The sequence below is a fragment of the Dietzia timorensis genome (assembly GCF_001659785.1).
GTDB lineage: Bacteria > Actinomycetota > Actinomycetes > Mycobacteriales > Mycobacteriaceae > Dietzia > Dietzia timorensis.
In genome coordinates this window covers 3,440,235-3,463,534 of record NZ_CP015961.1, presented here as the reverse complement: position 1 = coordinate 3,463,534, position 23,300 = coordinate 3,440,235, and the positions used below count along the sequence as shown (strand labels likewise).

The window sequence follows — 23,300 nt, the reverse complement described above, 5'->3', positions numbered from 1 at the left end:
CGTCCGCGGACGCGTGGCCAACCTTTCGTGATCAACCCGGTCAGCGTACTCGATTTCCTGCCGTCGACGCAGCGATCGCTGCGCCCCCGGGCGCGTCTCGGCCATCGGCCGGGCCTTCCGGCGTGCAGTGCTCGGGCGGCAGCAGTGGCACGTAGGAGTGCGCTGTTCCAGGGGTTTTCGACTCCGAGCCGGGCAGCCGGGACAACACGCCCACGGCCTCCGCGGGATCTGCCAGGAGGTGCCACGATAGCTTCGTCACAGGATCGTCGCCGTTGACGGCGGAGATGGCGCAATCGCCGAGCGGCGCTGCGTTCGAGGCGCGCGAGAATTCCTCCCCGGGCCGTCCCTGCCACAGCACCGCCGAGACGAACGGCAGGAGGGCGCGGTCGGCGAGCGCGGCCTCGCCGGCCTGGGCGCCAAGGCTCTGTCCGTGCACGATCAGGCGAGGCCTTTCCCCGGGTTCCATCGTGCGCAGCCGCTCGGCGACCGCGGAGAGCAGCGCGTGGGCGGAGTCCTCGGCGACCTCCGGGCGCAGCGCGAACACCGCGCCGGAAGGCGCCCGGGAGTAGCGCATCGAGATCGTCGCGAGGTCGCCTCCGGCGTGGCGCTCGAGCGCGTCGACCTCCTTCGGGTCGACCCATCCCGAGCCCGTGGGCAGTGCGACGACGAGAGTGCTGCGGGCGAATCCACCTTCCGCGTCGAGCGCGTCGACGGCTTTCGCGGCTGACTCGCCTGGTGCCAGCTCCGGGGTATCGCCGTAGACGCGGACGGCACCGCTGGGGGAGGGCTCGGTGAGCACGATCTCGGGATCTCCGGTGAGCGGGCCGGAATTGAACGTCCACCACGCCGCGGACGACAGCGCGCCGATGAGCACGTAGGCGGCGAAAGCGACGGCCGCGGCGGCAAGCAGCCACGAAGACGCGCGCCGCGCGAGGCGCCGGGGCCGGCTCGCCACAGGAAGGCGTAGAGGGGCGAGGCGCAGCGGGCGCGTGGGCAGCGGATGGGCTACCACGGGAGTGACTCGCGGACCGGGGCGCCATTTCCCTGACGCATCGTGTTGATCTGGACCGCCTTATAGGCGATGGATGCCATCGCGTGGCATCCCGCGTTGTCGGCCCGTGCCCGCAGCGAGAAGCGGTGCCCGCCGGGCTCGCGTTCCCCGTGCTCGTCGCACGAGGCGTGGGTCGCGCGGGAGAACTGGGCGTCGAGTTCGTGGCGCAGGCCTTCGGGGAGCGGATCTCCGTGGCGGTGGGCGAGGCGGAGGAGGTCGTAGCCGAGATCGTGCGTGCGGCACGCGGGTTCGAAGGACGCGGGGAGTGGGATAGGCGACGAGCAGTCGCCGTCGGCCTTCGAGGCGATGCGGCCCTCCAGCGCCGGTGAGTACCCGAGCCCGGCGACGACGCTCGGCGGGAAATACTCGGTGCCTCCGACGTCATGGGCGAGGAGTGAAGCAGTGCGCACCGCTTCCGAGTCCGGCGCCGCGGTGGTGTTGGTGGAGAGTTGCCCGGCGTGGGCGCTGGGTTCGAGGGCCACGGCGCCGAGCGCGAGCAGGCCGCCGCACAGAGCGGCGAGGGCCAGGCGGCGAAGGCGGCGCATGCGGGATTCGGTGCGCAGATAGGGGCGGGGTTGGGCTGCGGGGAACGACTGGGGCGTGAGCATGCCGATCAAGCTATGGGCGCGGCATCGACGGCCGAATCCCCTGCGCAGGGGAACTTTCCCTCACTCCCGCGGGGTACTCCGGGCGGGGTAGGGGCATATCACTCTGTAGAGGGATTACGGGGTCGGGCGGGCGCACTAGCGTCGTAGGCATGAAACGTGCGGCGAAAGTAACGAAGGCGGTGGCGCGCTCCGGCGCGGCTAAAAGGGTGCGTGCCGAACTCGCGGGAAATTGGGGCGATCTCTTCTTCGTATTCGTCGCGCTGGTGTTCTTCGCGATCACGTGGCCAACGCTCACCGAAACCCACAACGTGATGGTGTCGGTGCTGCCGTTCCTGTCCGCGCTCGCGACGTGGCCGATCGCGTTGGTCAGGCGATTTCCCACCGCCGCGTGGGCGGTCGTCGCGTTCGCCTGCCTCATCGTCGTGCCGACGAGGGACAACCCCGAATACATGCTCGGCTGGCCGGTGACCTTCCACCTCGCCCTCGCTACCTGTGTCGCCGCAGTCGTCCTCACGGCTCCGCTCAGGCAGCTTCTGCTTGTCGTTCCGGCCACGGTCTTGCTCATGGGGCTCAACCCCACCTTCGAGATCAAGTTCGGGTGGATGCTCGGAGCGCTGATGTTCTCCGTGCTGTTCTTCCTGATCCGTTGGCTGGTGCTCTCGCGGCGCCAGCTGGCGACGTCCACCGTGCAGCTCGCTCGCGAGTCGGCGCGCTCCTCGGAGCAGGCGGACCTGCGCATCCTTGCAGAGGAACGCAATAAGCTCGCCCGCGATCTGCACGATGTGGTCGCCCACCAGATGTCGATGATCGTGGTCCAATCGCAGTCGGCGCCGTACCGGCTGCAGGGGGTCACGCCGGCGATCCACGCCGAGTTCGACACACTCGCCGAGACCGCACGCGGCGCGCTCGACGAGGTGCGCGGGCTACTCGGGGTGCTGCGCTCGGATGCCGAATCGCCGGAGGTCACCCCGGTCGGCGCCGACCAGATCTTGCCGACGCTGCACGCCGCGCGGCGCTCGGGGGTCGATGTCACCTGGACGGTGTCCGGGGAGATCGCGGATATCGACGAGACCGCGGGCGTCGCGCTGCAGCGGGTGCTGCAGGAGTCGCTGTCGAACGCGTCGCGGCACGCGCCCGGCGGCGCGGTGGTGGTGAATCTCGAGATCGGCGCCGACCAGACAGGTGGCTTCGGGGACGGTGCCAAGGTCGCGTCGATCGAGATCGACAACGGGCCCGCCGCCCCGGACGCGCTTATCGCGCCGGGCACGAGCGGCGGCTCAGGAATTCAGGGGATGTCCGCGCGCGTGCGGGCGGTCGGCGGCGCGTTTACCGCGCTGCCCGCCTCCGACGGCGGGTTCACCGTTACCGCGACCGTGCCGCTGCGTTCGCGCGCCCGCTAGCGGAGTCCGGCGCGACTAGGGTGAACCCATGACAATCTCGGTGATGATCGCCGACGACCAGGTGATGGTCCGGCAGGGCTTCGCCGCGCTCCTCGGCGCCCAGCCCGACATCGTCGTCGCCGGGGACGCGTCCAACGGCGTCGAGGCCGTGGCCGCCGCGCGATCGCTGCAGCCCGACGTCATATTCATGGATGTGCGCATGCCCGAGATGGATGGGCTCGAGGCGGCGCGGACGATTCTCGCCTCGGGGCTGGACCCGATGCCGCGGATCATCATGCTCACCACGTTCGACCTCGACGACTACGTCTACGAGGCGCTGCGGATCGGCTGCTCGGGGTTCCTGCTCAAGGACGCGCCGAGCGAGGAACTGTTCCGGGCGGTGCGGCTCGTCGTCACCGGGGAGGCGTTGCTCGCGCCGACGGTGACCAAGCGGCTCATTTCGGATGCGGTCGCAAAGCGGTCCCGCCCGCGCCACGCCCCGCGCGAACTTGAAAGTCTGACGCCGCGCGAGCGCGAAACCCTGGAGCAGGTGGCCACGGGGAAGACGAACGGGGAAATCGCCGACGAGCTGTTCATATCCGAGGAGACCGTGAAGACCCACGTGCGGCGGGTGCTGCAGAAGCTCGCGTTGCGCGACCGTGCGCAGGTGGTCGTGTACGCGTACGAGAACGGCGTGGTTTAAGAGCGGAAGCTGAACCGATTTGAAGAGATGACGCGTTTGCCGAAGTGCGTTAAGCGGCCATGCCGGTCAAAGATGGACACGAAGCGAATCAGCGAGCATCGGCAGATGTGTCTCCACGACATCGCGCACGACCTCGGAATCGACGCCGAAATATTGGTGCACGAGAATGTTTCGGAATCCTCGAATTTGTGGCCATGCGATTTCCGGATGCTCGTCTGTAATCGCAGAGGGGAGATGGTTCACGGCCTCGCCGATGATCTGAAGATTCCGCTCAATGGCATCCATCGCCATATCCACGAGTTGGGGATCGCCATCCAACAAGCGAAGGTATTTTTCGCACTTCGCGACCGCTTCGACAATATCCTCGATCCGCTGGTGAGAGCCTCGACTCACAGTGAAACCGATTCTGCGATAGCTTCGCGCGAAACCGGATTCTTGAGAAGCTGTGTAGGGAAAATGTCCACATCATCTCGCTCGAGAAGGCGTCGAGTTTCCTCCATGAGCCCCGATGCCCGCATCAAAAGATTGCCGTCTGCAGGATCCATATCGACGAGGATATCTATGTCGCTACCTTGATGGGCATCTCCGCGCGCGACCGAACCGAAGATGCGCGGATTCTTAGCACCGTACTTGTTCAAGAGAACCTGTAACTCGTCCGAACGCGCTTCAAGAAGCTTGCGTAGAGCAAGCGTTTCAGTCGTCGCTGAAATATCGGACATAGCTTCAGATTACCTAACGGGCCCGGCAAAGCGATGGCTTCTTAGATCCCCGTCGAATTCTCGAATTCGTAGAAAAGGCACGTTAGCGGAATCAATGTCTACACATCGCCGACGAAGTTTGATCGGCAAATGCTTGACCCTCACACGATGTAAGGGTGTTCTCTTGACGCCTGGAGGTGGTCGAGATGAACCCACAGCAGCAGACCAACGGCGCTCAGAGCGAGCGCATCGCGCAGGCGCTTGCGTACGGAGGCGCGTCGGTGCGCCTGAAGGCGGCGCTGGCCGCCGGGAGTGATCCAGATCCGGCGCTGGCTCCGCGACTTGTTGAAAGGTGCGGCGTCGAGCCCGATTTCTTCGTCCGCGACATGCTCACCTGGGCGCTCACTCGGCAGCCGCAGGACGTGGCAGTCCCACTCGTTCTCGCGGAGCTCGATTCCGCCACGCCGCAGGCGCGAAGCCAGGCGCTGCACACGCTGTCGAAGATTCGGCCGGCGGGCGCGTGGGACGCGCTGACCGACACCATGTTCGCCGATCCGGATGACGAGGTCGCCCGGGCGGCATGGAGGTCCGGCGTCATACTCGTGCCTGGTAAGGAACGGGCGAAGCTCGCGGCCACGTTGGCGACGCAGCTGGGGCGCGGATCCGCGGAGGTCAAGCGCAGCCTGGCGATGGCTTTCGTCGAGCTGGATTATGCGGCCGAGGACGTTCTCGAGGACGCGGCGCGCGCGGAGGACCCGGACACGGCGGCGCATGCGCGGGCGACTCTACATTTGCTGCGGAATCCGGAGGCGGGCTTCGGCTACGCTCTGGAGGAGGCGAACAGGGCCACGGCCCTGGGATTTCGGCAGATGGAGGCGGGGTAGCGATGCTCATCGGCGAGGTGTCGGCGCGCACGGGACTGAGCCGCCGCATGCTTCGCCACTACGACGAGCTCGGCCTCGTCTCGCCGTCCGCACGCTCGTCGTCCGGGTATCGCGAGTACTCCCGCGAGGACCTCGCGCGATTGCTGCACGTCGAGAGCCTACGCTCGCTGGGGATGTCGCTCGCCGAGGTGTCCGGCGCGCTGGCCGATCCCTCGCGGGGCGTCGAGAAGTCGCTCGCCGAGTTGGCGCGGCAGACACGGCAGCGCATTGAGCGCGAACGCGAGCTTCTCGCCCATCTCGAAGAGGTCGAGGCCGCGGGGCCCGGCGATTGGCAGGGCGTGCTGGCGGTGCTCGGGCGGCTGGGTGCGCTGCGGGACGCCGATCCCCGGTCGCGGCAGCGGGCCGTGCTCGACGCGGGCCCCGGGGTGGGCGCCGCGCAGCTCGTCGAGGCGCGCATCGGCGAGAGCGAGACGAACGTCGCGGGCGCGCTCGATTGGGCGATCGCCAGGGCCGGCGACGAGGCGTTGCCGTCACTCGCCGATGCCGCGCGCTCGCCCGACTCGCAGGTCCGTTCGCGGGTCGTCCGCGCGCTGGCGGCGCTCGACTCTTCGGGGTCTACGCAGGTGTTGCGCGAACTGCTCGACGACCCAGAACCCGGCATTCGCGCGGGCTCCGCGCTGGAGCTCGGTCGCCGAGGATTGCCGGATGTGGCCGGGCATCTCGTCGCCCTGGTGGTGGAAGGGAGGAATGACGTCGAAGCTGCCGAAATCCTCGGCGAGCTCGCCTCCCGCAAATCGGGGAACGCCGACATCGCGGCGTCGCTCATCTCGCGGCTCCACGATCCCGGCTGTTCGGCGGACGCGCGTTGCCGGCTGACGCAGGCGCTCGCCGAAATCCCGGGCGCCGACGTCAACCAGGAGCTGCGGGAACTCGCGCACCATGAAGAACTTCAGATCGCCATGACCGCCAAAGCCGTTCTCTCGATGCGCAGCGAAGCGAGCTCGGAGCGCTAGCGCGCGGATGCCGAGATCATGTGCAATACGCACGTAGTCCCGCCGGGATTGGAGAATCGATGCGGGCGATCCGCGCGGGCCGTGAGAGTGTCTCCGGTTTCGAGCGAATACTCCTGACCGTCAACCTCGTAGGTCACTTTTCCGCTGATGACGTGGAGCGTTTCCGACGTACTTTCCGCGTGCGCCGCGAACTGTGCCGAGGTCGCCTTGGGGGGAATGACGAACTTGATGAGTTCAATTCCGGGATCCGGGCGTGCCAGCGAGGTGCGCGAGATTCCGGCGTCATCTGTGTAGGTGGGCGCGTCGCCCGCGGGGACGAAGGTTGCCCGGGGAGGCGAGAGCAATGCGGACAGGTCCGAGCTCAGTGCACCGGCGATTGCGATGGCGTTAGCGAGGCTCGTCGACAACGCGTTGTTCTCGATGCGCGATAGCGTCCCGCGCGAGACGCCGGATGCCTCGGCCAACTGGTCCATCGTGATGCCGAGCTCGGCGCGTCTCGCCCTCACGGCGTGCCCGAAGTAGCCGATGTCCGAAGAATCCATGGGCAAGACTTTACACAGCGATGTTGTAAATATGGGAATTAATGTGCAGTATATGCACCATGGCTGTGCTGGCGTTCCTTCCGGTCTTGGTGCCGATGGTGATGATTGCCTTGAGGCGGCCTTCCATTCACGCAGCCTCGGTCGGAGTTGCGTGCGCGCTCGTCGTGTCAGCTCTCTGGTTCCCGGTCCGGCTCGGCGAGATCCCTGGCATGGCCCTCTCGTGGGCGCCTCTGCTTCTGGAAGTCTTGCTCATTGTGGCGGGCGGCCTGTTGCTCAGCGAGGCCAACCGAATCACCGGGCGGCAAGCTCTCTTGTCGGAATGGCTCGAGCGTTCGGTGGGGGCCGGTGTTGGCGCGGCGCTCATCGTCGTCCACGGGGTCACGCCCTTCGCTGAGTCGCTCACCGGCTTCGGAATCGGAATCACGGTCGCGGTTCCGCTGCTGGTGCGATTGGGATTCGGAAGTCGGCAGGCGGTAGCGCTGGGGCTGCTCGGGCTATGCGCCGTTCCGTGGGGCTCGATGGGCCCGGGAACCCTCATCGCCGCTGAGTTGTCGGGCATTGGTTTCCGCGACCTCGGCATTGCTTCGGCACTCGCCAATGGGCCGGTATTCCTCGCGGTCGGAGTAGCAGCAGCGCTGATCGCAAGCGGTAAACACGAGCGTCGAGGTGCCCTCTTGTCCGCCTTGGGCTCGGGGCTGGTGTTGTGGTTGGCGGTGACGGCGTCGAACTTTGTATTCGGGACGGCGACAGCCGGCGCGATCGGCTCCCTTCTCACCGTCCTGGTGCATCTGGCGTTCCATAAATGGAAGGGCCAGAAAGTCTCGATGGATTCCGTTCATTGTCGTGGACTTACCGGCTACGTCGTCCTACTTGGCGGCGTAATCCTCGCGAGCTTGCTGCTGGCGATCTTGGGCAAGACGGACGGAGCGGCCAGGTTTGCCGCGTCGCCGGCTTTGTGGCTATTTGTGGCAGCCGGATTTATCGTCTCCCGGCGTCACGCTCGGGAAGTGACGGTCAATGGGTTGAAGAAATGGGTGCACGTAGGTCCGGTGACGGGACTTTTCGTTGTCCTAGGGGTCGTCATGGCAGAAAGCGGGATGGCGACCGCAATCGCAGATGCGGTGTCCTCGATAGGTCCGGCCTACGCGCTGGCCCTGCCATTCGTGGCCGGAGCGGGCGGCTATCTCACCGGCTCGAACAGCGCGGCCAATGCCATGTTCGCGGCGCCGCATGCCCAGATCGCTTCCTCGTTGGGGACTTCGCTCGTGCCGACGATGGCCGTGCACAACGTGTCCTCGTCGATGTTCATGATGGCTTCACCGGGGAAAGTCGAGTTGGCTGCCCAACTTTCCGGGCAGCCGAATGAAGGGAGACGAGTCCTCGCGCAAGTGGGAACTGTCGTGCTTTCGACTGCCCTACTTCTTGGCATCGGGCTTGCTGCATTTAGCGTTCTCGTTAGCTAGCGTCGGCGCGATCGTGACGGGCGATTTTCTCGCCGACGAAATCGATTGAGTTCTTGATGAACTGCCCGTAGTCGTCGTCTCCGAGCGAGGAACACGCGCGTTGCGCGGCTTCGATATGCTCCTGCGCGGCGTCGAACGCCGACAATCGTCGAAGATTGTCCGCGATATTCAAGTGCAGGGATGGGTAGAACGCTGCTACCTGAAGGCCCGCCTCGAAACGCCTGGCGCGCTGGTCCGTGAGCTCGTCAGCGGCATCCAAAGCGCGGACGTCCCATATCAGCGCTTGAGCAGGATGCTTGAAAAGATCAGCAAGGTAGTGGGCGAGCGTGCACCGGTGGAATGGGTCTCCGTCAACGCCGATGTCGTCCCAAATGGAGAGCATCTCTAAGCGGGCAGACTCCGAGTCGCAGGCACGTCCCTTGGTTACGGAGGCGGTAATACGAGCCATGGTCTCGTCTGGATCTGGGGTGGAGTCTGCCATTGCACGCCTTCGATTCGATGTCCCTTAACTGACGAGCACCGTACCGATGGGCTCGGACATTTTTCGGAGTGTGAGGTCTTCGAGGCCAGGCGCGAATTGAAGAGCGCTACTTCTCCGGGAGTCGGAGCTTGTTCATGCGGTACAGATTCACCATCGGCGGGAAGAGCTTGCCCACCACACGCATGCCATGGCGGTACGTGAACGGCCACGTGCGCAGCACCTCCGGTTGCGGAGAGGCGAAGGTCCGCGTCTCGAGCAGCTTTGGACCCCAGTCTTCGATCTCGCGCGGGTCCTCGCACGTCCACTTCATCCTCGCGGTGACTCGCTTCATCGCCGCGTTCTTGTCCATCCCGTCCCTCATCGAGCTGTTCCCCGAATCGATGAGCAGAAGTGAACCGGGGAATCTATCGCACAGCTTCTCGAGGACAGCGCCCACCTCGTCCGGCGGGAAGTAGAGGAAGATCGCCTCTGCAACGAAGACCCAGGGTCCGCCGGTTTCGGCCACCTTGTCCATCCACTCGGTGTCGAACACCGACACCGGAAGCAGGGTGCGCCGATCGCCCTCGCTGAAGAACCGGCGCCACATCTTCGCGGTGTCCGGGACGTCGAGGTCGAACCAGCGCATGCGCTCGTTGTCGAGCCGCTCGAAACGGGTATTGAGCCCGCAGCCGATCTCAACGACCGTGCCCGTCGGATTCTCCGCGAGAAATTCCCGCACCCAGCCGTCGAAGATGGAGGAACGCAGCACCGAGCCGGACAGCGACGTTCCCCGGAACTTGGCGAAGTCGTAGTCGATGGAATCGACAATCTCTCGCGCCTTGACGTCGCCGAGCACAGATTTCCGCGACGCCGCGTCCTTCGCGCGGCCGTAGAGCGGGATGAGCAGGGTCTCCTGCACCTCGCCGAGATCGACGTCGATTTTGTCTTCCGGGTTCGTCCGCTCCGACATAGCACCTCAGCGTAGGGACCGGCGCCCCCGAAGTCAGTGGAAAATGTCGGGTTGGCCTGTCTCTCGGAGGCTACTGGGCCGATTGGGCGAAGGACTGCGCCTGCTCCATGTAGGCGTTGAAGCCCTTCTCGCTCGCCGAGGAATTCAGCTCCAGCCAGGCATCGATGTAGGCGTCGGGAAAGATCCCGGCCGCGCGGAGGATTTCCGCGGTGAACGCGATGGGGCGCAGTCCCGTCGCCGTCGTGATACCTCCATCGGTGATGGCGTCGACATGGCGATAGTGGCGTCCGCCGTCATACCCGGATTCGAGCAGGAAGCTGGGCGCGTTGCTGGTATGGGCGATGGAATCGAGGAGACCGTGCCGTGCGAGCGCAAACGTGGCGCCGCAGATGGCGCCGATCGGTACGTCCTCGGCGATAAGGCGGTCGACCGTTGAGAGGGCGTCGAGATGGCCCTCGGAGTAGGTGTCGCCGCCCGGCAACACGAAGGCGGCGGTGCTCGCAGCGTCGATCTCGTCGAGACCGAGATCGGGCGTGAGCGGAAGACCCCCGAGCGTGCGGATCGATCCTGTGTCGGCGCCTGCGAAACGGACGCAGAACCTGCCCGGACGGGCCCGCTCTGCCCGGGTGACTTCCGTTGTGAGGTAGGCGAACTCCCAGTCGGCCATGGTGTCGGTGGCGTAGATGATTATGTCGCGCATGTCGGTGTCCTCACTTCTGCTGGTCCCTCGTACTCCCAAGGCTAGGACAGCAACAGGACCCAATCGGTCCGCAAAGGGCATCTGCGTCCGCGTGTAGAGCAGGTCGGAAGGTATCGATGGATGGCGGGGCGGCGGAGCGGCCGTCACGTACCATCGAAGCCATGACTTCGACCTCCGATAACTCGTCAGTCGCCCTTCCACCGATGCGTTTCGACCTGTGGGGTACCGCGGACGAAGCGAAGCCGCTGAGCGATTCGATCAAGAAGCTTCTCTCGCAGGCGATGGGGGTCGATACCGATAAGGACCACACCGTCGATGCGGCGTCGGTGACGCTCACCGAGCCGCGGCTTTCGGAATCCGCGGTGCAGGATCTCGAGCGGATCGTCGGCGCGAAGAACGTGTCCCAGGACCGCGAACAGCGCATGGCGCGGGCGCGCGGGAAGTCCTCGCTCGACCTCCTCGAATGGCGCTCGGGGGATGTGGTCTCGGCGCCCGACGCAGTGCTGGTTCCGGGCACAGAAGACGAGGTCCTCGCGATCCTCGAGTACTGCTCCGAACACGAGATCGCGGTGGTCCCCTTCGGCGGCGGCACCTCGGTGGTCGGCGGCGTGAACCCCGTGTCCGGCGAATTCGACGCCGTGATCTCGGTGGACTTGCGCCGTTTCGACGCGATCGAGGACGTCGACCCGGTGTCCGGACTTGCCACGCTCGGCGCCGGGCTGTCCGGGCCGCACGCCGAGTTCCTGCTCGCCGAGCACGGACTGCAGCTCGGCCACTTCCCGCAGTCGTTCCCCTACGCGACGATCGGCGGCTTCGCCGTGACCCGATCGGCCGGGCAGAATTCTGCAGGCTACGGGCGCTTCGACGACATGGTGCGCGAGCTCACCGTCGTCACTCCGAAGGGCGTATTCCACCCGGGCAAGCAATCGCCGGCCTCGGCGGCGGGTCCGGATCTCAAGGAGATCGTCATGGGCTCGGAGGGCGCGTTCGGTATCGCCACCCGCGTCCGCGTCCACGTGCATCCGATTCCGCAGGTCAAGCGCTACGAGGCGTTCGTGTTCCCGAGCTTCGGGGTAGGCGCGGATGCGCTGCGCGCGGTCGAGCAGCAGGGGACCGGTCCCACCGTCATCCGCCTGTCAGATGAGATCGAGTCGGCGATCAACTTCACTTCTTCGGACGCGATCGGCGAGAAATCGCAGGCCCCGCAGGGGTGCCTGTGTATCACGGTGTTCGAGGGCACTTACGAGCACGCGGAGAGCCGTCACAAGGAAACCCGCGAACTGCTGCTCGCCTCCGGCGGCACGTCCGTCGGCGAGGGCCCGGCCCGAAAGTGGGAGGAGGGGCGCTTCGGAGCTCCAGTGCTCCGCGATTCCCTTCTCGACGCCGGGGCGCTGTGCGAAACGCTGGAGACGGCGACGGACTGGGCCAACGCGCCGCGGCTGAAGAAGGCGGTCGGCGATGCGCTGGCCACCTCGCTCAACGATTCGGGCACGATGGCGCTGGTCATGTGCCACATCTCGCACGTGTACGCGACCGGCTGTTCGCTGTACTTCACGATCGTCGCGGGGCAGGACGACCAGCCACTCGCGCAGTGGCGCGCGGCCAAGCAGGCGGTGTCGAAGGCGATCGAGGCGAACGGCGGCACGATCACCCACCACCACGCAGTGGGCACCGACCACATGCCGTACATGACGGACGAGATCGAACCTCTCGGCGTCGAGATTCTCCGCGGTATCAAGCGCACCCTCGACCCGGCGGGCATCCTCAACCCCGGCAAGCTCATCCCCGCCGGGGCGGAGTCGAATCCGTCATGACGGCGGAGAAGGACACCAGTGACGCGGCTGGAACCTCCGCAGCGCAGGACAAGTGGGGAGAGACGCCGATCCGGCGAATCGCGCTCCTCACCAATCCCGCAGCCGGCCTGGGTTCGGCGAAGGCCGTCGGCGCGAAGGCGCGCCGACGGTTCGCGGAGCTGGACATCGAGGTCTCCTCGATCGAGGGCGATAGCGGCGAGGCCTCGCAGGCGCTGGCCGCGGACGCCATCGCGGATCCCTCGATCGACGCTGTGGTGGCGTGCGGCGGAGACGGTCTCATCGGGCTGGCGCTGCAGGCGCAGGCGCAAAGTGGGAAGCCGTTGGGGATCATCCCCGCCGGGACGGGCAATGACCACGCCCGTGAATACCGAATCCCGACCGACACGAAACGCGCGTGCGACGTCATCGCGAAAGGCTTTTTCACCACCACCGACCTCGGCGTGATCCGCCCGGCAGGGGAGCCGGATGCCGACCCCTACTGGTTCGGGACGATCGCGTGCGCCGGCTTCGATTCGCGCGTGTCCGACCGGACGAACACCATCACATGGCCGCGCGGGCAGATGCGCTACAACCTCGCGATCGCGCTCGAGTTCTTCAACTTCCACTCGATTCCGGCGAGGATCGTGCTCGACCACACCACCGAGCTCACCGAGCCGTTGACACTCATCGCGGTCGGCAATACGGCCACCTATGGCGGCGGCATGCGGATCTGTCCCGACGCCGACCACCACGACGGGCTGTTCGACGTGACCGTGCTCGAGCGCATGAATCGCTTCCGCGCGGCGTCGAAGTTCGGGAAGATCTTTACCGGCTCGTTCGTCGAGGAAGAGGGCGTGAGCACGTACCGTGCGAAGCACGTGCGCATCGAGATGGAGGGGGTCAACGGCTACGCCGACGGCGACCGCTGGGGTCCGCTCCCGATGGACGTCGAGGTCGTGCCCGGCGCGGGGCGGTACCTCGTGCCCCCGCCGTAACTGCGTGTGGCTACGCGCCCTGCTCGCCAGTGACGTCGGAGTCCGTGTTCTCCTCGCCAAAGGGGATGCGGGTTTCGGGAAAAACGCCCGGCGAGGCCGGGGCTGCGGCGCGGCGCGCCGCGAGAATCCCGTCGGTGCGACTCACCTCGGCCGCGCTCGGGAAATTAAGCGCGCCGGCCACGGTGTTCGCCTGCGCGATCGCCGAGGCGCCGGGGTCGAACCGTGGGCCATGGGAGGACGTGGAGCCCGAGCTACTCCCGGTGAGCTTGGACAGCACCTTCGCGGTGAGCACGGGCTGCGAGACCTGCGCGCGGGTGGCGACGACATTGCGGACATAGTTGAGCGCGTTCACGCCTCCCAGTATGCCCGGTGATCGGAACCGGTCACCGGTAGATCGCTTCTCCGGCGTTGTCCAGAAAGTCTCCACTCATCGTTACTGCAGGCCCGGAGCTGTCTGCGCCTTCGATAAATGCGCAGAAGGCGACGTTGTCGACGATGCCCGCAAACCATCCGTGAGCGGACTTGCCATCGACCTCGGCGGTGCCGGTCTTGCCACCTAAGCCTTCGAATCGTGCGAGTGAACTCGCAGTGCCCGAGGACACGGTCTCCTGCATCATCGCACTCAGTGACTCGGCAAACTTCGGATCCATCGGCTGGGGAGATGCCGAAGCCTTTGTGTCCTCGCCGTCAATCAACCACGGGGGAACGACGGAACCACCATTGGCCACAGCTGCCTCCATGAGCGCAATGCCGAACGGACTGGCCGTCACAGTTCCTTGTCCGATGGCGGCCTCGACCCGTTCGGGCCCGTTCTTCGTGACCGGCACCTGACCAGTGATCGTGGTGATTCCGGGAGCGTCGAAATCCACTCCGAGCCCGAGCTGAGCCGCGGTGTCCTTCATGTCGTCAGCCCCGAGATCGGCCGACAGTATTGCCTGTGTCGTGTTGCACGACTGGGCGAAGGCGGTATGGAGTGGCACGTCGCCGAGATCGAAGTTCTCGTCATTTGGTATGGCTCGGCCGTCGACCGTTGTCTGCGCCGGACATGGCAGGACGGTGTCGGGATCGGCGGCACCTGTGCCAAGCGCGGCTGCAGTCGTCACGGTCTTGAATGTGGAACCGGGAGGAAATGAGCCGGACAACGCGATGGGGCCTTGCGCTGAAGCGGAGTCGTTCTGCGCGACGCCGAGAATGCCGCCGCTTGTCGGCTCCACCGCGACGATCACAGCGGGCTCTTGTCGGGCGTCCACTGCCTTCTGGGCTGCGGCCTGGATCGGAACGTCGATACTCGTACGGATCGACGGGAGTTCGTTGGGGCGCTCGGCGGCAATATCGAATGACCCTGCGGGTCCGGTTCCCGAGAATGACCAGCCGGCGCCGTCATCCAGCTTGTCGGTCCAGTATTCGGGCAGACCGGCGAAGGCTGGCGAGCTGATTTTCGGATCGGAGCCGAGGAGTTTTCCTTGCTCGCTGAGTGTGACACCTTCCAGTTGTTCAATTGTTGAGCGTAGCGGCGCGATGTCGTCTTCGCGCAGCGAAAGGGCCGCGAACCGTGTACCCGGTTCCTCAGCGTCGAGCTGCGCTCGGAAACCATCAGCGGTAATCGAGGGATCGATCGACGACGTTGTTTCGGCCAAAGCGTCGAGCGAATTTTCCGGAGTTCTCGAGTCGATGGAGATCGCCGTGACGGTGCTCCACTCCATGATCGGAATGCCGTGCCGGTCGACGATGGGGGTGGTCAAGGTCTTATTCTCGGCGAAGGTGAGGTGCCCGCCGGTACCGAGGCGGCCGTCGAAGAGCGCGGGTGACCACTTGATCTCCTCCGAGCGTCCATCGAGTGCGAAGTCCAGCGCACCTTCGCTGTGCGCTGTTTGGCCGTTTGGCAAGGTCCACGTGTTCGACAGCGAGTAACTGCGTGCGCCACCGTCGATGTCCGGTACGTCGATGTCGAGAGCGGAATCGCCCACATTGTCGAACGTCTTTCTGATATCCGCCTCCGCAGTCAGCGGATCGTTCGTCAATGACGCCGCACGAGCGAAATCCTTCGCGTGTAACGCATCGGCGAGCTCCTCGACCCTGTCCTGGCGCGGATTGTCGAATGGGTTGAGCGCGCTGCAGCCGGAGGTAAACCCAACGACGAAGGCGAGCGAGACGGCGGAAATTGGTGTGCTTGGACGCATAGTGTCCAAAAAACAGGGGTGGTTCGAGTTCGGCAATACTCTCGGCACCCGATTCGGCATTGTACTGGGTTATACGTGCAGGTCGTGTCTTTGTCGGAGTGCGTCGACAAGAACCCGGGCGATTCGGCCGATGGTCCTATCGACCTCGGGGAGTTCGGGCTCGGCACGCGCCGCCCTCGTGACGATCGAGAGGGCGATCGGGCGCTCACCGGATGGGGTGACGACCGAGGTTTCCGCCCGGACGCGATCGATCGTTCCCGTCTTCCCCGCGACTTCGAATCTGCGCGGGGAGAATCCGGAGGCGACGCGGTGGCGCCACACCTGCTCGGCAAGCAGTTGCCGCATGAAGGCGCATTGTGCGGCGTCGGCGGCAGTGTCCGTCCAGATGAGATCGAGGACCGTGCACATTTCTGCGGTGGTCGACTGTGAGTAGTACGCCGGGTCGAACTCGGTGCCGGCATCGTCGGCGGCGAACGCGGCAATCACGTACGCCGCGTCCTCGGCGGCAGTGGCGCCCGGCTCGGCCGATGCGGGTATCGAGCGCTCGCCGGGGTGGGGGAAGATGCGCGCCGCGGTCAATTCCAGTCTGGACAGAGTGTCTTCGAGTGCGCCGGAGGGGAGCAGTTCGTAGACGATCCCTGCCGATGTATTGTCCGACACGGTGATCATCGATCGGACCACATCGCGGAGGGAAACCTCGACGACGTCGGAAAACAGCGCGAAGCCGGTGGGGCCGGGTGCGTAACGCCCCGGCTCGACACGAATTCTGCGGTCGAAGTCGAGCAGGCCCTGTTGGTTGGATCGGCATGCGGCAACCATGAGGTGCACCTTGTACATCGACGAGATGACGACTGGGGCGCTCGAGCGGAGACCGATTCCCGTTCCGGGATCGCCTATGACCTGGGCATGGCACCAGCCATCGCAGCCTGCCTCGGCGAGCAGGTTTCGGATTGTTCGCGTCGTGTCGTCCATATCGCCTCGTTTATTCCCGGACCTGTGGGTTCGCTCGGCGTACCCCGCGGTCGAGGACAGAACGCACGTCCGTTCCGTCGGCGGCCACCTGGCGGTCGGGATGGACGAGCACGCGATATTGGGCCGAGAACGTCGCGGGTAATGGCACGAGCGTAGTGCCCGGCAACGCTGTTGCGCTCGCGTCGACCACCGCGAAACACGTCCTCCCCGCCACGGCGGGCAAAAGGTGATCAGTCGCTTCGACCTCGGTGATCGAGCGTGGCCCGGCGGCGTCTGTGAGGCGATCGGTGAGCTGATCCCAGGCCGCCGGCCCCAATGCACGAGGTGTTATGGCGAGATCAAGCCCGCTGACCTCGGACCACGGTGTCCGCGTCGACGCCGCGGAAGCGCGCCCTTCGGGAATCGCGAGCCGGCGCTCGGCGACATGCCCAACCCCCTTGACGAGATCGCCGAGCGGCGAAGGGAACTCGACGATCACCGCGGAGAGCTCTCCGGTCTCGACCTTCTCGATCAGGGCGGAATCCGCGCCGCGTTCGACAGCGACCCTGGTGGCCAGGGACGACGCCGCGCGGGCGGCTGCCGCAGCGACCCATGCCGGGGCGGCGAGTCCGACGCCGATGGAGATGGAATCTCGGTCCGAGGCGAGCTGGGTCGCCGCGAGCTCAAAACTATCCACATCGCGCACGACGACCCGGGCCAATGGGAGCAGCTGGCGCCCTTCTTCGCTGAGTACCGCGCCATCGCGGGTACGGCGGAACACCTCGAAACCTATCTGTGCTTCGAAGCGCCGGATGCTCTGCGATACCGAGGGTTGGCTGAGTCCGAGGTAATCCGCGGCCAGGCCGAAGCTGCGATGTTCTGCGACGGCGACGAAGATCCGGCACAGTCGTGTCACGTCGATGCGGCCGACACCGGTTGGCTCTGCACTAAATCCGCTCACCACCACATGATGCCCGCTAGGGGTGACGACCGGCCGACGGGGCGCAGCGGGGTTAGAGCGTATGCCGACCGTGCGGCGCGTCCGGCCAGGCGACCGAATAACTGCCGCTGAGCGAATTCGCTCGCAGCTTTTTCCACGCGAACCCGTAGATGTCGATGAGCGGGATCAGGTACGCGGCGGAGAACAGCCATGCCTCGAGATCTGTGTCCCGGGGGCCACCGCCGAGCACGTGCGCCCCGAGCGCGATGCCCAACACCGCCGTCATCAGTAGAAACAGTCGTTCGGGGCGGAACGCGGCCGAGTCCCGCGGGACTACGTACAGACCGCGACTCCTTGCCCGCGACCACAGGAACCTCGATGCGAAACTCACGCCGCTCAACAAAAATAGTGTGAGTATTACCGATTCACTCAACGTATCGGAAGACGAACCGATGAGGATGACGGCGAAGCCCGCGAATGCCAGGACGGCGCAGAGTGCGGGAGCGCGGGGCGCACGTCGGCGCGGTGCGCTCACGTCGCCGGGGAGCAGCGCAAGAGATCGGTCGACATACGTTCGTCCTCTCTCTGTGGCTGCCGGTTGGGTGGGCGTTGTCGGTGTGCGCGCGCTCTCGGCGCTTCGAACATACCACTGGAATATTTCGGTTCTCGGGCGGTGCGGGCAGGAATGCCCAGGTGTGCCGCTCTAGCAGGGTACTGGTGGCGATGCGATCGGCGTAGCCTGAGGGCATGAGAATTGCGGTGCTCGGTGCGACGGGCGAGATGGGCTCCAGGGTGGCGCAGAACGTGCGACGTCAGGGGCACGAGCTGGTGCCGGTGAGCAGATCGGCCGGTGTCGACGTCTACTCGGGCGAGGGACTCGGCGCCGCGTTTACCGGTGCGGATGCCGCGATCGATTGCCTCAACATGATGTCACTGAGCGCGAAGAAGGCAAGTGACTACTTCAGCCGGACCTCGCGCAACGTCGTCGCTGCGGCGCGCGACGCCGGCGTGGAGCGACTGGTGTGCTTGTCGATTGCCGGCGCCGCCGACCCAGAGGTCAACAAGATATTCGGCTACTACAAAGGTAAAGCCGCCCAAGAACGTGTGTACCTCGAAAGCTTTGCGGACTGCGTGGTGGTGCGCTCTACCCAGTGGTTCCAGTTCCTCGAGGTTCTCGTGGGAATGGCGGCGGTCGGGCCGGTCGCGTTGCTGCCGAAAATGATGATGGCCCCGGTGTCCGCCGATCGGGTGGCGTCATTGCTCGTCGACGCGGCCGTGTCTGGCGATCAATCGGAGGGAAGGACTCTCTCCATCCGAGGGCCGGAATCCGGGTACGCGGCGGATTTCGTCAAGCGGCAGCTCGCGGAGATCGGGAACGTCGCCGGTAAGTCGCCGCGCTTCGTGGGATCCGCGCCGTACATGGGTTCGGCGATCGCGAAAGGTGGACTCGTGCCGGGCGACGGCATCGTTGACGACATCACGTTCGCCGAGTACCTCGAAGCGCTGGCGCGCTAGTTTCCGCCCGCCCAGGTGGAGAGGAAGGACGCGCGCTGTGCTTCGTCGACCGCTTCGACGCGCACGCCGGAGGCGGGGAGGTCGACGTAGCCGAAGCTGCGGCCCGCCGGCCGGGAATCGTAGAACATCTCCCCGCCGGCGTCATGCCATTTATCCAGCGTCGCGTCGAGGCAGTTGGCCCAGAACCCCATGTGGTGGAAGTGCGGGGAATCGGTCTCCCAAGGCGAGCCGGGCACGCTGCTGATCAGCTCGATGTGGGGAGCCTCGCGAGAGAAAACCAGCGAATAGTCCCACGTCTCCAGACGTCCACGAATCGGCTCGCCCCAGCGGACGCCGAGCGCGGCGGAGAGCTCGCCCATCGCCGCCTCGAGGTCAGGCACCGCGAAGCACACGTGGTAGGCAGTCATGGCGTCGGTGGGCATGGCGGAATTTCCCTTCCTGCTGGGGACGTTCGTCATTGTGGCAGCGGAGTTTGGGGTCTGCCACCGTTCTAGGCGGCGCGGTAGATCAGCTCCACGTGGCCGTTGGCGAAGGGGTGACTCTCGACGAGGGAGAGTGAATCCGATTCGAACCCCTCGGGGAAGAGACGCCGTCCGCGCCCCTGAACTGCGGGGTAGAGGTACAGGCGGAATTCGTCGACGAGCCCGGCTTCGATCAGTGCATGGCACAGCTTGATGCTGCCGGTGACGACGATGTCGCCGCCGCCCTGTTGCTTGAGGTCGCGGACCTGGCGCTCCCAGTCTCCGGAGAAAATCGTCGTTCGAGACCACTGCGGATCGGTCATCGTCGAGGACACGACGAACTTGTCCTGGGCGTTGAGGTCGTCGGTGATCCCGGTCTGGTCGTTCTCCACATTGGGCCAGTAACTCCGGAAATCTTCGAATGTCTGCCGGCCGAGGAGGAGGGCGTCGCAGCGCTCACTTTCGGCGAGGAGCTGATCGAGCTCTCCTTGGTCGCTCTCCTGCGGATCGAACCATTCGCCGAGCATCTCGATCGACCCGTCGAGCGTGCAGTTCTGCGAGATGACGAGGCTGCGTGGCTGAGCGTTTGTGGTGGTCATGGAGATTCACGATCCTTCGTAAGTGCCGGGTGCTGGTGCAGTGTTGCTCCTTACTCACGTTCGCAAAGTAGCTCGCCTCTTCTTTGTCCTCGTGTGCGCGATTGCGGAAAAGATATTCGGGACCCTTGACGGATCACATTGTCAAATGGTTCATTAGTTGAGTAACTAACCAACGAACGAGGGGTTGCGATGGACAACGGCAAGCCGCTGTTCGTGCAGATTGCCGAACAGGTCGAGGACGCGATCGTCGATGGCAGCTTCCCGGAGGGCGGCAAAGCGCCGTCGACAAATGAACTCGCCGCATTCCACCGCATCAACCCGGCGACGGCGGCCAAAGGAATCAACAAGCTCGTCGACAAGGGAATTCTCTACAAACGTCGCGGAATTGGGATGTTCATTTCAGAGAATGCCCGGGAAGTCCTCCTCTCCGAGCGGCGTGAGGTGTTCGCCGAACGCTACGTGCAGCCGCTCATCATCGAAGCGCGAAAGTTGGGCCTCGGCCCAGACGATGTCGTCGCGCTGATCCACACACGTTCCGCGCATGAGGGCCGTCCCGCCTAGAACGCGCCGACCGAGCCGAAAGGGCCGAAATGAACTCCGTGATCGAGGTCCGCAACCTCACCAAGAGATACAAGAACACACTCGCGCTCGACAATGTCAGCTTCGACATCGAAAAGGACACCATCTACGGCTTCCTCGGCCGCAATGGAGCCGGCAAGACCACGGCGATGTCGATACTTACGGCGCAGGACACACACACCAGCGGCGACGTGCGCGTATTCGGCGAGCACCCCTACGAGAACTCGAAAGTGCTCAGCAGGATGTGCTTTGTCCGCGAAGGGCAGAGGTACCCGGACGATTCGACGCCGAAGCAGGCACTCAAGGCGGCGAAGATGTTCTTTCCCAACTGGGACGACGACGTCGCCGAAGAACTCATCGAGGAATTCCAGCTCCCCCTGAAGACCCCGATCAAGAAGCTCTCCCGAGGGCAGAATTCCGCCGTCGGCGTCATCATCGGGCTCGCCTCGCGCGCCGAGATCACCTTCTTCGACGAGCCTTACCTCGGCCTCGACGCCGTCGCGCGGCAGATCTTCTATGACCGCCTTATCGAGGAGTACGCGAAGTGGCCGCGCACCATCATGCTGTCGAGTCACCTCATCGACGAGGTGTCCAACCTCATTGAGCGTGTCCTTGTCATCGATGGCGGCCGCATCGTCATGGACGAGACCGCCGACGATGCCCGCGGCCAGGCCACCAATCTCGTCGGCGATGCCGGCGTGGTCGAGGGTGCAGTCGCCGGATACGAAATCATCCATCGCGAAACCCTCGGCCGAGTCACCTCGGTGACCATCCTCGGCTCGCTGCCGGACGACAAGCGCGCCGAACTCGTCGAAGCGGGCGTCGACTTCGCCCCCGTTTCGCTACAGCAGCTCATCGTTCGCCGAACCCAGCACCACCACGCGGCATCGGAGTCGAACATCTCCACCGCCAACACCGAAGGAGTCCTACGATGACCGCCGTAGCCGAACCCTCGATCTATTCCGCCCCGACGGCGCCACGAGGGCGCATCTCCAACGTCGTCCGCCTGCAGTTCCTCAACCTTTGGACCTTCGTGTGGACGCCCCTGTGCGTTCTCGGCGGCTCGTGGCTGATCTCGCTCCTCATCAATGCCATCATCAATTCCGCCGACGTGTCCGGTGACAAAGTCAGCTACGGCGCGCAGGCGCCGCTCTGGTACTTCCTCGTCATTGGCATCATGGCGATGGCCTACACATTCCCGTTCTCGCAGGCGATGACCATCACCAGGCGCGAGTTTTTCCTCGGCACGCTCGGCGCGGCCGCGATCAGCTCGGCCGGGATGGCACTCCTATTCGTGGCCTTCGGCCTCATCGAGCAGGCCACCGATGGCTACGGGATCAATGCGTACTTCGGCTACCTCGAACCGCTGTGGGTCAGCGGGCCGCTCGCTGCGGGATTCGAGTTCTTCGTCTTCTCGATGCTCGTGTTCATCTTCGGGTTTTGGACGGCGACCGTGTACCGGTTCGGCGGCGCGAAGGTGCTCACCGCCCTCCTCTTCGCGCTTGCGTTCGCCCTGGTCGGGCTTGCCGCGCTTGTCACGTGGCAGGAGTGGTGGCCGTCGGTCGGCCGCTGGTTCGTCGACACCGGGGCTCTTGGACTGGCTTTCTGGGGCCTCGCGGCCGCGGCGGTCTTTTCGGCGATCTCCTATGCGACCCTCCGACGCCTTCCCGCATGACGTCGGGCGCACGATAGCTGCCGGGCGGTACGCTCGCCGGTATGAGTAAGCAACGCTGAAGCGGCTGGCCGTAACATTCCGGCCAGCCACTTTGTCGTCTCCGAGGGTCGGGTGCCGCCGGGGAACGCGCGCAACCGGCCCCCGACGTCATTGGCGAGAAAGAAGCGCGAGCCGGCTCAAGGTGCGGCCCACATCGAGAGGAGGGGACGGGGCAAAACGCAGCTCGTCCGGCGGGCCCGCAGCGAACACGTCGAGCCGGATGTCGCGATCGCAGACGACATCGACGAGGTTTGCGAATCGTTGCGCCGGCTCTCGTGCCAGCGCCTGAGGGCTCGGAACGTCGGTGAGCGCGATTCCGTCAATGCCCCGAAGCAAAATGAGGTAGTCGGAGGTCGACCACGGACGGCCGCACAGCTCTGCAAATGTAAAGGCGAGCTGCGTACCGGGTGATTCTGCGCCGGCCGAGCGCGACACGGCGAGGCGTCGGCCGCCGATGGAAATCGTGCGCTTTGTTGCCGCCGACATAACTGACGTGCCGATGGTCCATTGCCCCGAGGCGAACCCTTGGGTGCGTCGGCGGGAGCCGAGGCCTCGGTGATCGACGCCATCGTCGAGGGAGAAGACCTCGAAATTCTCGATTATTTGCCCGATGACGGGCTCGGCCGCGCTGTGAAGCAAGGGATTGGGCATTAAATCGGACGGGCGATAGTTCGACGTGGCTAGTACCTGCGTGCCGTGGGCCTTCCACCACTGCAACGCACGGTCGAGGTAAACGGCATCGGCAACATCGTGCAGGTGGAACTCGTCGAACAGAACGAGATCAGCCTCGCCGGTGAGTGCGGCGAGAGTTTTGGGCAGGCTGCGGCCGTGTTCCGGGAGTCGCTCGTGGAGCAGGCGAAAGAAATCGCCGAAGTGCCAGCGTCGCGAGGATGAGCGAGCCGCGTGAAGCAGATCGAGCAGTGTCGTCTTTCCGCTGCCGGGAGGGCCGAAGATGTAGACGTTGGACACGCCGTTCATGATTTCGAGCGCGCGCCGCTGGTTTTCGGTGAGCGTGAACTCGCAAGGCTCGGCGATTGTCACCTGCGACCGAGGCGGCGAACGCCGAGGTCGCAGGCCAAGGTTCCGGCGAGGAGTCGGCCTC

At 65.2% G+C, this 23,300-nt stretch carries 27 protein-coding genes; 11 read left to right on the top strand and 16 right to left on the bottom strand.

Translation table 11 applies throughout. The features are described 5' to 3' along the window. Positions 1-40: 40 nt before the first annotated feature. Positions 41-1,012, bottom strand: a complete 972-nt coding sequence (locus tag BJL86_RS16000) for an alpha/beta-hydrolase family protein (protein WP_075845102.1) — start codon at positions 1,010-1,012, stop codon at positions 41-43. Then, complete coding sequence (locus BJL86_RS15995) at positions 1,006-1,659, bottom strand: hypothetical protein (protein WP_156515343.1); 654 nt, start codon at positions 1,657-1,659, stop codon at positions 1,006-1,008. Before BJL86_RS15995 ends, BJL86_RS16000 begins: the two co-directional genes overlap by 7 nt. A 149-nt stretch (positions 1,660-1,808) precedes the next feature. Here BJL86_RS15995 and BJL86_RS15990 point away from each other — a divergent pair, with 149 nt between their 5' ends. Then, on the top strand, positions 1,809-3,059 hold the full coding sequence (locus BJL86_RS15990) for a sensor histidine kinase (protein ID WP_082908566.1): 1,251 nt from the start codon (positions 1,809-1,811) through the stop codon (positions 3,057-3,059). Between the two features lie 28 nt (positions 3,060-3,087). Next, a complete protein-coding gene (locus BJL86_RS15985) occupies positions 3,088-3,741 on the top strand; it encodes a response regulator (RefSeq protein WP_067475494.1) in 654 nt (217 codons plus the stop codon). A 66-nt stretch (positions 3,742-3,807) separates the two neighbouring features. Here the strand turns inward: BJL86_RS15985 and BJL86_RS15980 are convergent, their stop codons facing one another. Next, entirely contained in the window at positions 3,808-4,134 is a 327-nt protein-coding gene (locus BJL86_RS15980; protein ID WP_067475492.1) for a HepT-like ribonuclease domain-containing protein, read from the bottom strand. Next, positions 4,131-4,460 carry a nucleotidyltransferase family protein gene (locus BJL86_RS15975; protein ID WP_067475490.1) on the bottom strand — a complete coding sequence of 110 codons (330 nt, stop codon included), beginning with the start codon at positions 4,458-4,460 and terminating at the stop codon, positions 4,131-4,133. The genes BJL86_RS15980 and BJL86_RS15975 overlap by 4 nt, the downstream gene beginning before the upstream one ends. 185 nt (positions 4,461-4,645) lie before the next feature. Between BJL86_RS15975 and BJL86_RS15970 the strand changes: the two genes are divergently transcribed. Beyond that, on the top strand, positions 4,646-5,323 hold the full coding sequence (locus tag BJL86_RS15970) for a HEAT repeat domain-containing protein (protein ID WP_067475565.1): 678 nt from the start codon (positions 4,646-4,648) through the stop codon (positions 5,321-5,323). A gap of 2 nt (positions 5,324-5,325) precedes the next feature. Continuing rightward, positions 5,326-6,336, top strand: a complete 1,011-nt coding sequence (locus BJL86_RS15965) for a HEAT repeat domain-containing protein (RefSeq protein WP_075845100.1) — start codon at positions 5,326-5,328, stop codon at positions 6,334-6,336. Here BJL86_RS15965 and BJL86_RS15960 read toward each other — a convergent pair. After that, a complete protein-coding gene (locus BJL86_RS15960; RefSeq protein ID WP_067474746.1) occupies positions 6,333-6,878 on the bottom strand; it encodes an XRE family transcriptional regulator in 546 nt (181 codons plus the stop codon). The genes BJL86_RS15965 and BJL86_RS15960 overlap by 4 nt on opposite strands. A gap of 59 nt (positions 6,879-6,937) precedes the next feature. Between BJL86_RS15960 and BJL86_RS15955 the strand changes: the two genes are divergently transcribed. Continuing rightward, positions 6,938-8,341: an L-lactate permease gene (locus BJL86_RS15955; protein WP_067474749.1), complete on the top strand. Its 1,404-nt coding sequence runs from the start codon at positions 6,938-6,940 to the stop codon at positions 8,339-8,341. Here BJL86_RS15955 and BJL86_RS15950 read toward each other — a convergent pair. From BJL86_RS15950 to BJL86_RS15940, 3 genes are all read right to left on the bottom strand, one after another. Continuing rightward, positions 8,334-8,822, bottom strand: a complete 489-nt coding sequence (locus BJL86_RS15950; protein WP_067474751.1) for a hypothetical protein — start codon at positions 8,820-8,822, stop codon at positions 8,334-8,336. The two genes, BJL86_RS15955 and BJL86_RS15950, sit on opposite strands and share 8 nt — an antisense overlap. Before the next feature lie 106 nt (positions 8,823-8,928). Next, entirely contained in the window at positions 8,929-9,771 is an 843-nt protein-coding gene (locus BJL86_RS15945; protein WP_067474754.1) for a class I SAM-dependent methyltransferase, read from the bottom strand. 70 nt (positions 9,772-9,841) lie between these two features. Beyond that, positions 9,842-10,471 (bottom strand): DJ-1/PfpI family protein, encoded by a 630-nt coding sequence (locus BJL86_RS15940; protein WP_067474757.1) that lies wholly within the window; start codon positions 10,469-10,471, stop codon positions 9,842-9,844. Between the two features lie 161 nt (positions 10,472-10,632). Between BJL86_RS15940 and BJL86_RS15935 the strand changes: the two genes are divergently transcribed. Both BJL86_RS15935 and BJL86_RS15930 read left to right on the top strand, forming a co-directional pair. Next, the gene (locus tag BJL86_RS15935; RefSeq protein WP_231887213.1) at positions 10,633-12,285 is read left to right on the top strand and encodes an FAD-binding oxidoreductase; all 1,653 of its coding nucleotides are present in this window, start codon (positions 10,633-10,635) and stop codon (positions 12,283-12,285) included. Further along, positions 12,282-13,259 carry a diacylglycerol kinase gene (locus BJL86_RS15930; RefSeq protein ID WP_067474760.1) on the top strand — a complete coding sequence of 326 codons (978 nt, stop codon included), beginning with the start codon at positions 12,282-12,284 and terminating at the stop codon, positions 13,257-13,259. The genes BJL86_RS15935 and BJL86_RS15930 overlap by 4 nt, the downstream gene beginning before the upstream one ends. Before the next feature lie 10 nt (positions 13,260-13,269). On the opposite strand, the gene BJL86_RS15925 is transcribed toward BJL86_RS15930, so the two are convergent. The 5 genes from BJL86_RS15925 to BJL86_RS15905 form a co-directional block, all read right to left on the bottom strand. Further along, positions 13,270-13,611: a hypothetical protein gene (locus tag BJL86_RS15925; protein ID WP_067474763.1), complete on the bottom strand. Its 342-nt coding sequence runs from the start codon at positions 13,609-13,611 to the stop codon at positions 13,270-13,272. 31 nt (positions 13,612-13,642) lie between these two features. Next, positions 13,643-15,439, bottom strand: a complete 1,797-nt coding sequence (locus tag BJL86_RS15920) for a penicillin-binding transpeptidase domain-containing protein (RefSeq protein WP_067474766.1) — start codon at positions 15,437-15,439, stop codon at positions 13,643-13,645. A gap of 69 nt (positions 15,440-15,508) precedes the next feature. Further along, positions 15,509-16,411 (bottom strand): serine hydrolase, encoded by a 903-nt coding sequence (locus BJL86_RS15915; RefSeq protein ID WP_067474769.1) that lies wholly within the window; start codon positions 16,409-16,411, stop codon positions 15,509-15,511. A gap of 10 nt (positions 16,412-16,421) precedes the next feature. Then, a complete protein-coding gene (locus BJL86_RS15910; protein ID WP_197487585.1) occupies positions 16,422-17,351 on the bottom strand; it encodes a LysR family transcriptional regulator in 930 nt (309 codons plus the stop codon). A 52-nt stretch (positions 17,352-17,403) separates the two neighbouring features. After that, the gene (locus BJL86_RS15905; RefSeq protein ID WP_067474774.1) at positions 17,404-17,616 is read right to left on the bottom strand and encodes a hypothetical protein; all 213 of its coding nucleotides are present in this window, start codon (positions 17,614-17,616) and stop codon (positions 17,404-17,406) included. A 461-nt stretch (positions 17,617-18,077) separates the two neighbouring features. Here BJL86_RS15905 and BJL86_RS15900 point away from each other — a divergent pair, with 461 nt between their 5' ends. Beyond that, positions 18,078-18,845 carry an SDR family oxidoreductase gene (locus tag BJL86_RS15900; protein WP_067474776.1) on the top strand — a complete coding sequence of 256 codons (768 nt, stop codon included), beginning with the start codon at positions 18,078-18,080 and terminating at the stop codon, positions 18,843-18,845. On the opposite strand, the gene BJL86_RS15895 is transcribed toward BJL86_RS15900, so the two are convergent. Both BJL86_RS15895 and BJL86_RS15890 read right to left on the bottom strand, forming a co-directional pair. Next, complete coding sequence (locus tag BJL86_RS15895) at positions 18,842-19,267, bottom strand: VOC family protein (protein WP_197487586.1); 426 nt, start codon at positions 19,265-19,267, stop codon at positions 18,842-18,844. The genes BJL86_RS15900 and BJL86_RS15895 overlap by 4 nt on opposite strands. A gap of 68 nt (positions 19,268-19,335) precedes the next feature. Beyond that, positions 19,336-19,905 carry a dihydrofolate reductase family protein gene (locus tag BJL86_RS15890; RefSeq protein WP_067474778.1) on the bottom strand — a complete coding sequence of 190 codons (570 nt, stop codon included), beginning with the start codon at positions 19,903-19,905 and terminating at the stop codon, positions 19,336-19,338. Between the two features lie 189 nt (positions 19,906-20,094). Here BJL86_RS15890 and BJL86_RS15885 point away from each other — a divergent pair, with 189 nt between their 5' ends. Genes BJL86_RS15885 through BJL86_RS15875 form a run of 3 tightly spaced genes read left to right on the top strand, consistent with a single transcriptional unit; the run spans position 20,095 to position 22,159 of the window. Further along, a complete protein-coding gene (locus BJL86_RS15885) occupies positions 20,095-20,466 on the top strand; it encodes a GntR family transcriptional regulator (RefSeq protein WP_067474779.1) in 372 nt (123 codons plus the stop codon). Positions 20,467-20,495: 29 nt separating this feature from the next. Continuing rightward, on the top strand, positions 20,496-21,419 hold the full coding sequence (locus BJL86_RS15880) for an ABC transporter ATP-binding protein (protein WP_067474781.1): 924 nt from the start codon (positions 20,496-20,498) through the stop codon (positions 21,417-21,419). After that, a complete protein-coding gene (locus BJL86_RS15875; RefSeq protein ID WP_082908520.1) occupies positions 21,416-22,159 on the top strand; it encodes a hypothetical protein in 744 nt (247 codons plus the stop codon). The genes BJL86_RS15880 and BJL86_RS15875 overlap by 4 nt, the downstream gene beginning before the upstream one ends. 147 nt (positions 22,160-22,306) lie before the next feature. Here BJL86_RS15875 and zapE read toward each other — a convergent pair whose 3' ends face one another. Continuing rightward, positions 22,307-23,239 carry an AFG1/ZapE family ATPase gene (zapE, locus tag BJL86_RS15870; protein WP_067474783.1) on the bottom strand — a complete coding sequence of 311 codons (933 nt, stop codon included), beginning with the start codon at positions 23,237-23,239 and terminating at the stop codon, positions 22,307-22,309. Positions 23,240-23,300: the final 61 nt, after the last annotated feature.

Excerpts from the sequence above, each read along its gene's own strand:
- BJL86_RS15995 (WP_156515343.1), bottom strand. The coding sequence starts at position 1,659 with ATGCTCACGCCCCAGTCGTTCCCCGCAGCCCAACCCCGCCCCTATCTG.
- BJL86_RS15990 (WP_082908566.1), top strand. The coding sequence starts at position 1,809 with ATGAAACGTGCGGCGAAAGTAACGAAGGCGGTGGCGCGCTCCGGCGCG.
- BJL86_RS15985 (WP_067475494.1), top strand. The coding sequence starts at position 3,088 with ATGACAATCTCGGTGATGATCGCCGACGACCAGGTGATGGTCCGGCAG.
- BJL86_RS15975 (WP_067475490.1), bottom strand. The coding sequence starts at position 4,460 with ATGTCCGATATTTCAGCGACGACTGAAACGCTTGCTCTACGCAAGCTT.
- BJL86_RS15970 (WP_067475565.1), top strand. The coding sequence starts at position 4,646 with ATGAACCCACAGCAGCAGACCAACGGCGCTCAGAGCGAGCGCATCGCG.
- BJL86_RS15965 (WP_075845100.1), top strand. The coding sequence starts at position 5,326 with ATGCTCATCGGCGAGGTGTCGGCGCGCACGGGACTGAGCCGCCGCATG.
- BJL86_RS15960 (WP_067474746.1), bottom strand. The coding sequence starts at position 6,878 with ATGGATTCTTCGGACATCGGCTACTTCGGGCACGCCGTGAGGGCGAGA.
- BJL86_RS15955 (WP_067474749.1), top strand. The coding sequence starts at position 6,938 with ATGGCTGTGCTGGCGTTCCTTCCGGTCTTGGTGCCGATGGTGATGATT.
- BJL86_RS15950 (WP_067474751.1), bottom strand. The coding sequence starts at position 8,822 with ATGGCAGACTCCACCCCAGATCCAGACGAGACCATGGCTCGTATTACC.
- BJL86_RS15945 (WP_067474754.1), bottom strand. The coding sequence starts at position 9,771 with ATGTCGGAGCGGACGAACCCGGAAGACAAAATCGACGTCGATCTCGGC.
- BJL86_RS15940 (WP_067474757.1), bottom strand. The coding sequence starts at position 10,471 with ATGCGCGACATAATCATCTACGCCACCGACACCATGGCCGACTGGGAG.
- BJL86_RS15935 (WP_231887213.1), top strand. The coding sequence starts at position 10,633 with ATGACTTCGACCTCCGATAACTCGTCAGTCGCCCTTCCACCGATGCGT.
- BJL86_RS15930 (WP_067474760.1), top strand. The coding sequence starts at position 12,282 with ATGACGGCGGAGAAGGACACCAGTGACGCGGCTGGAACCTCCGCAGCG.
- BJL86_RS15920 (WP_067474766.1), bottom strand. The coding sequence starts at position 15,439 with ATGCGTCCAAGCACACCAATTTCCGCCGTCTCGCTCGCCTTCGTCGTT.
- BJL86_RS15915 (WP_067474769.1), bottom strand. The coding sequence starts at position 16,411 with ATGGACGACACGACGCGAACAATCCGAAACCTGCTCGCCGAGGCAGGC.
- BJL86_RS15905 (WP_067474774.1), bottom strand. The coding sequence starts at position 17,616 with ATGACGGCGGTGTTGGGCATCGCGCTCGGGGCGCACGTGCTCGGCGGT.
- BJL86_RS15900 (WP_067474776.1), top strand. The coding sequence starts at position 18,078 with ATGAGAATTGCGGTGCTCGGTGCGACGGGCGAGATGGGCTCCAGGGTG.
- BJL86_RS15895 (WP_197487586.1), bottom strand. The coding sequence starts at position 19,267 with ATGCCCACCGACGCCATGACTGCCTACCACGTGTGCTTCGCGGTGCCT.
- BJL86_RS15890 (WP_067474778.1), bottom strand. The coding sequence starts at position 19,905 with ATGACCACCACAAACGCTCAGCCACGCAGCCTCGTCATCTCGCAGAAC.
- BJL86_RS15885 (WP_067474779.1), top strand. The coding sequence starts at position 20,095 with ATGGACAACGGCAAGCCGCTGTTCGTGCAGATTGCCGAACAGGTCGAG.
- BJL86_RS15880 (WP_067474781.1), top strand. The coding sequence starts at position 20,496 with ATGAACTCCGTGATCGAGGTCCGCAACCTCACCAAGAGATACAAGAAC.
- BJL86_RS15875 (WP_082908520.1), top strand. The coding sequence starts at position 21,416 with ATGACCGCCGTAGCCGAACCCTCGATCTATTCCGCCCCGACGGCGCCA.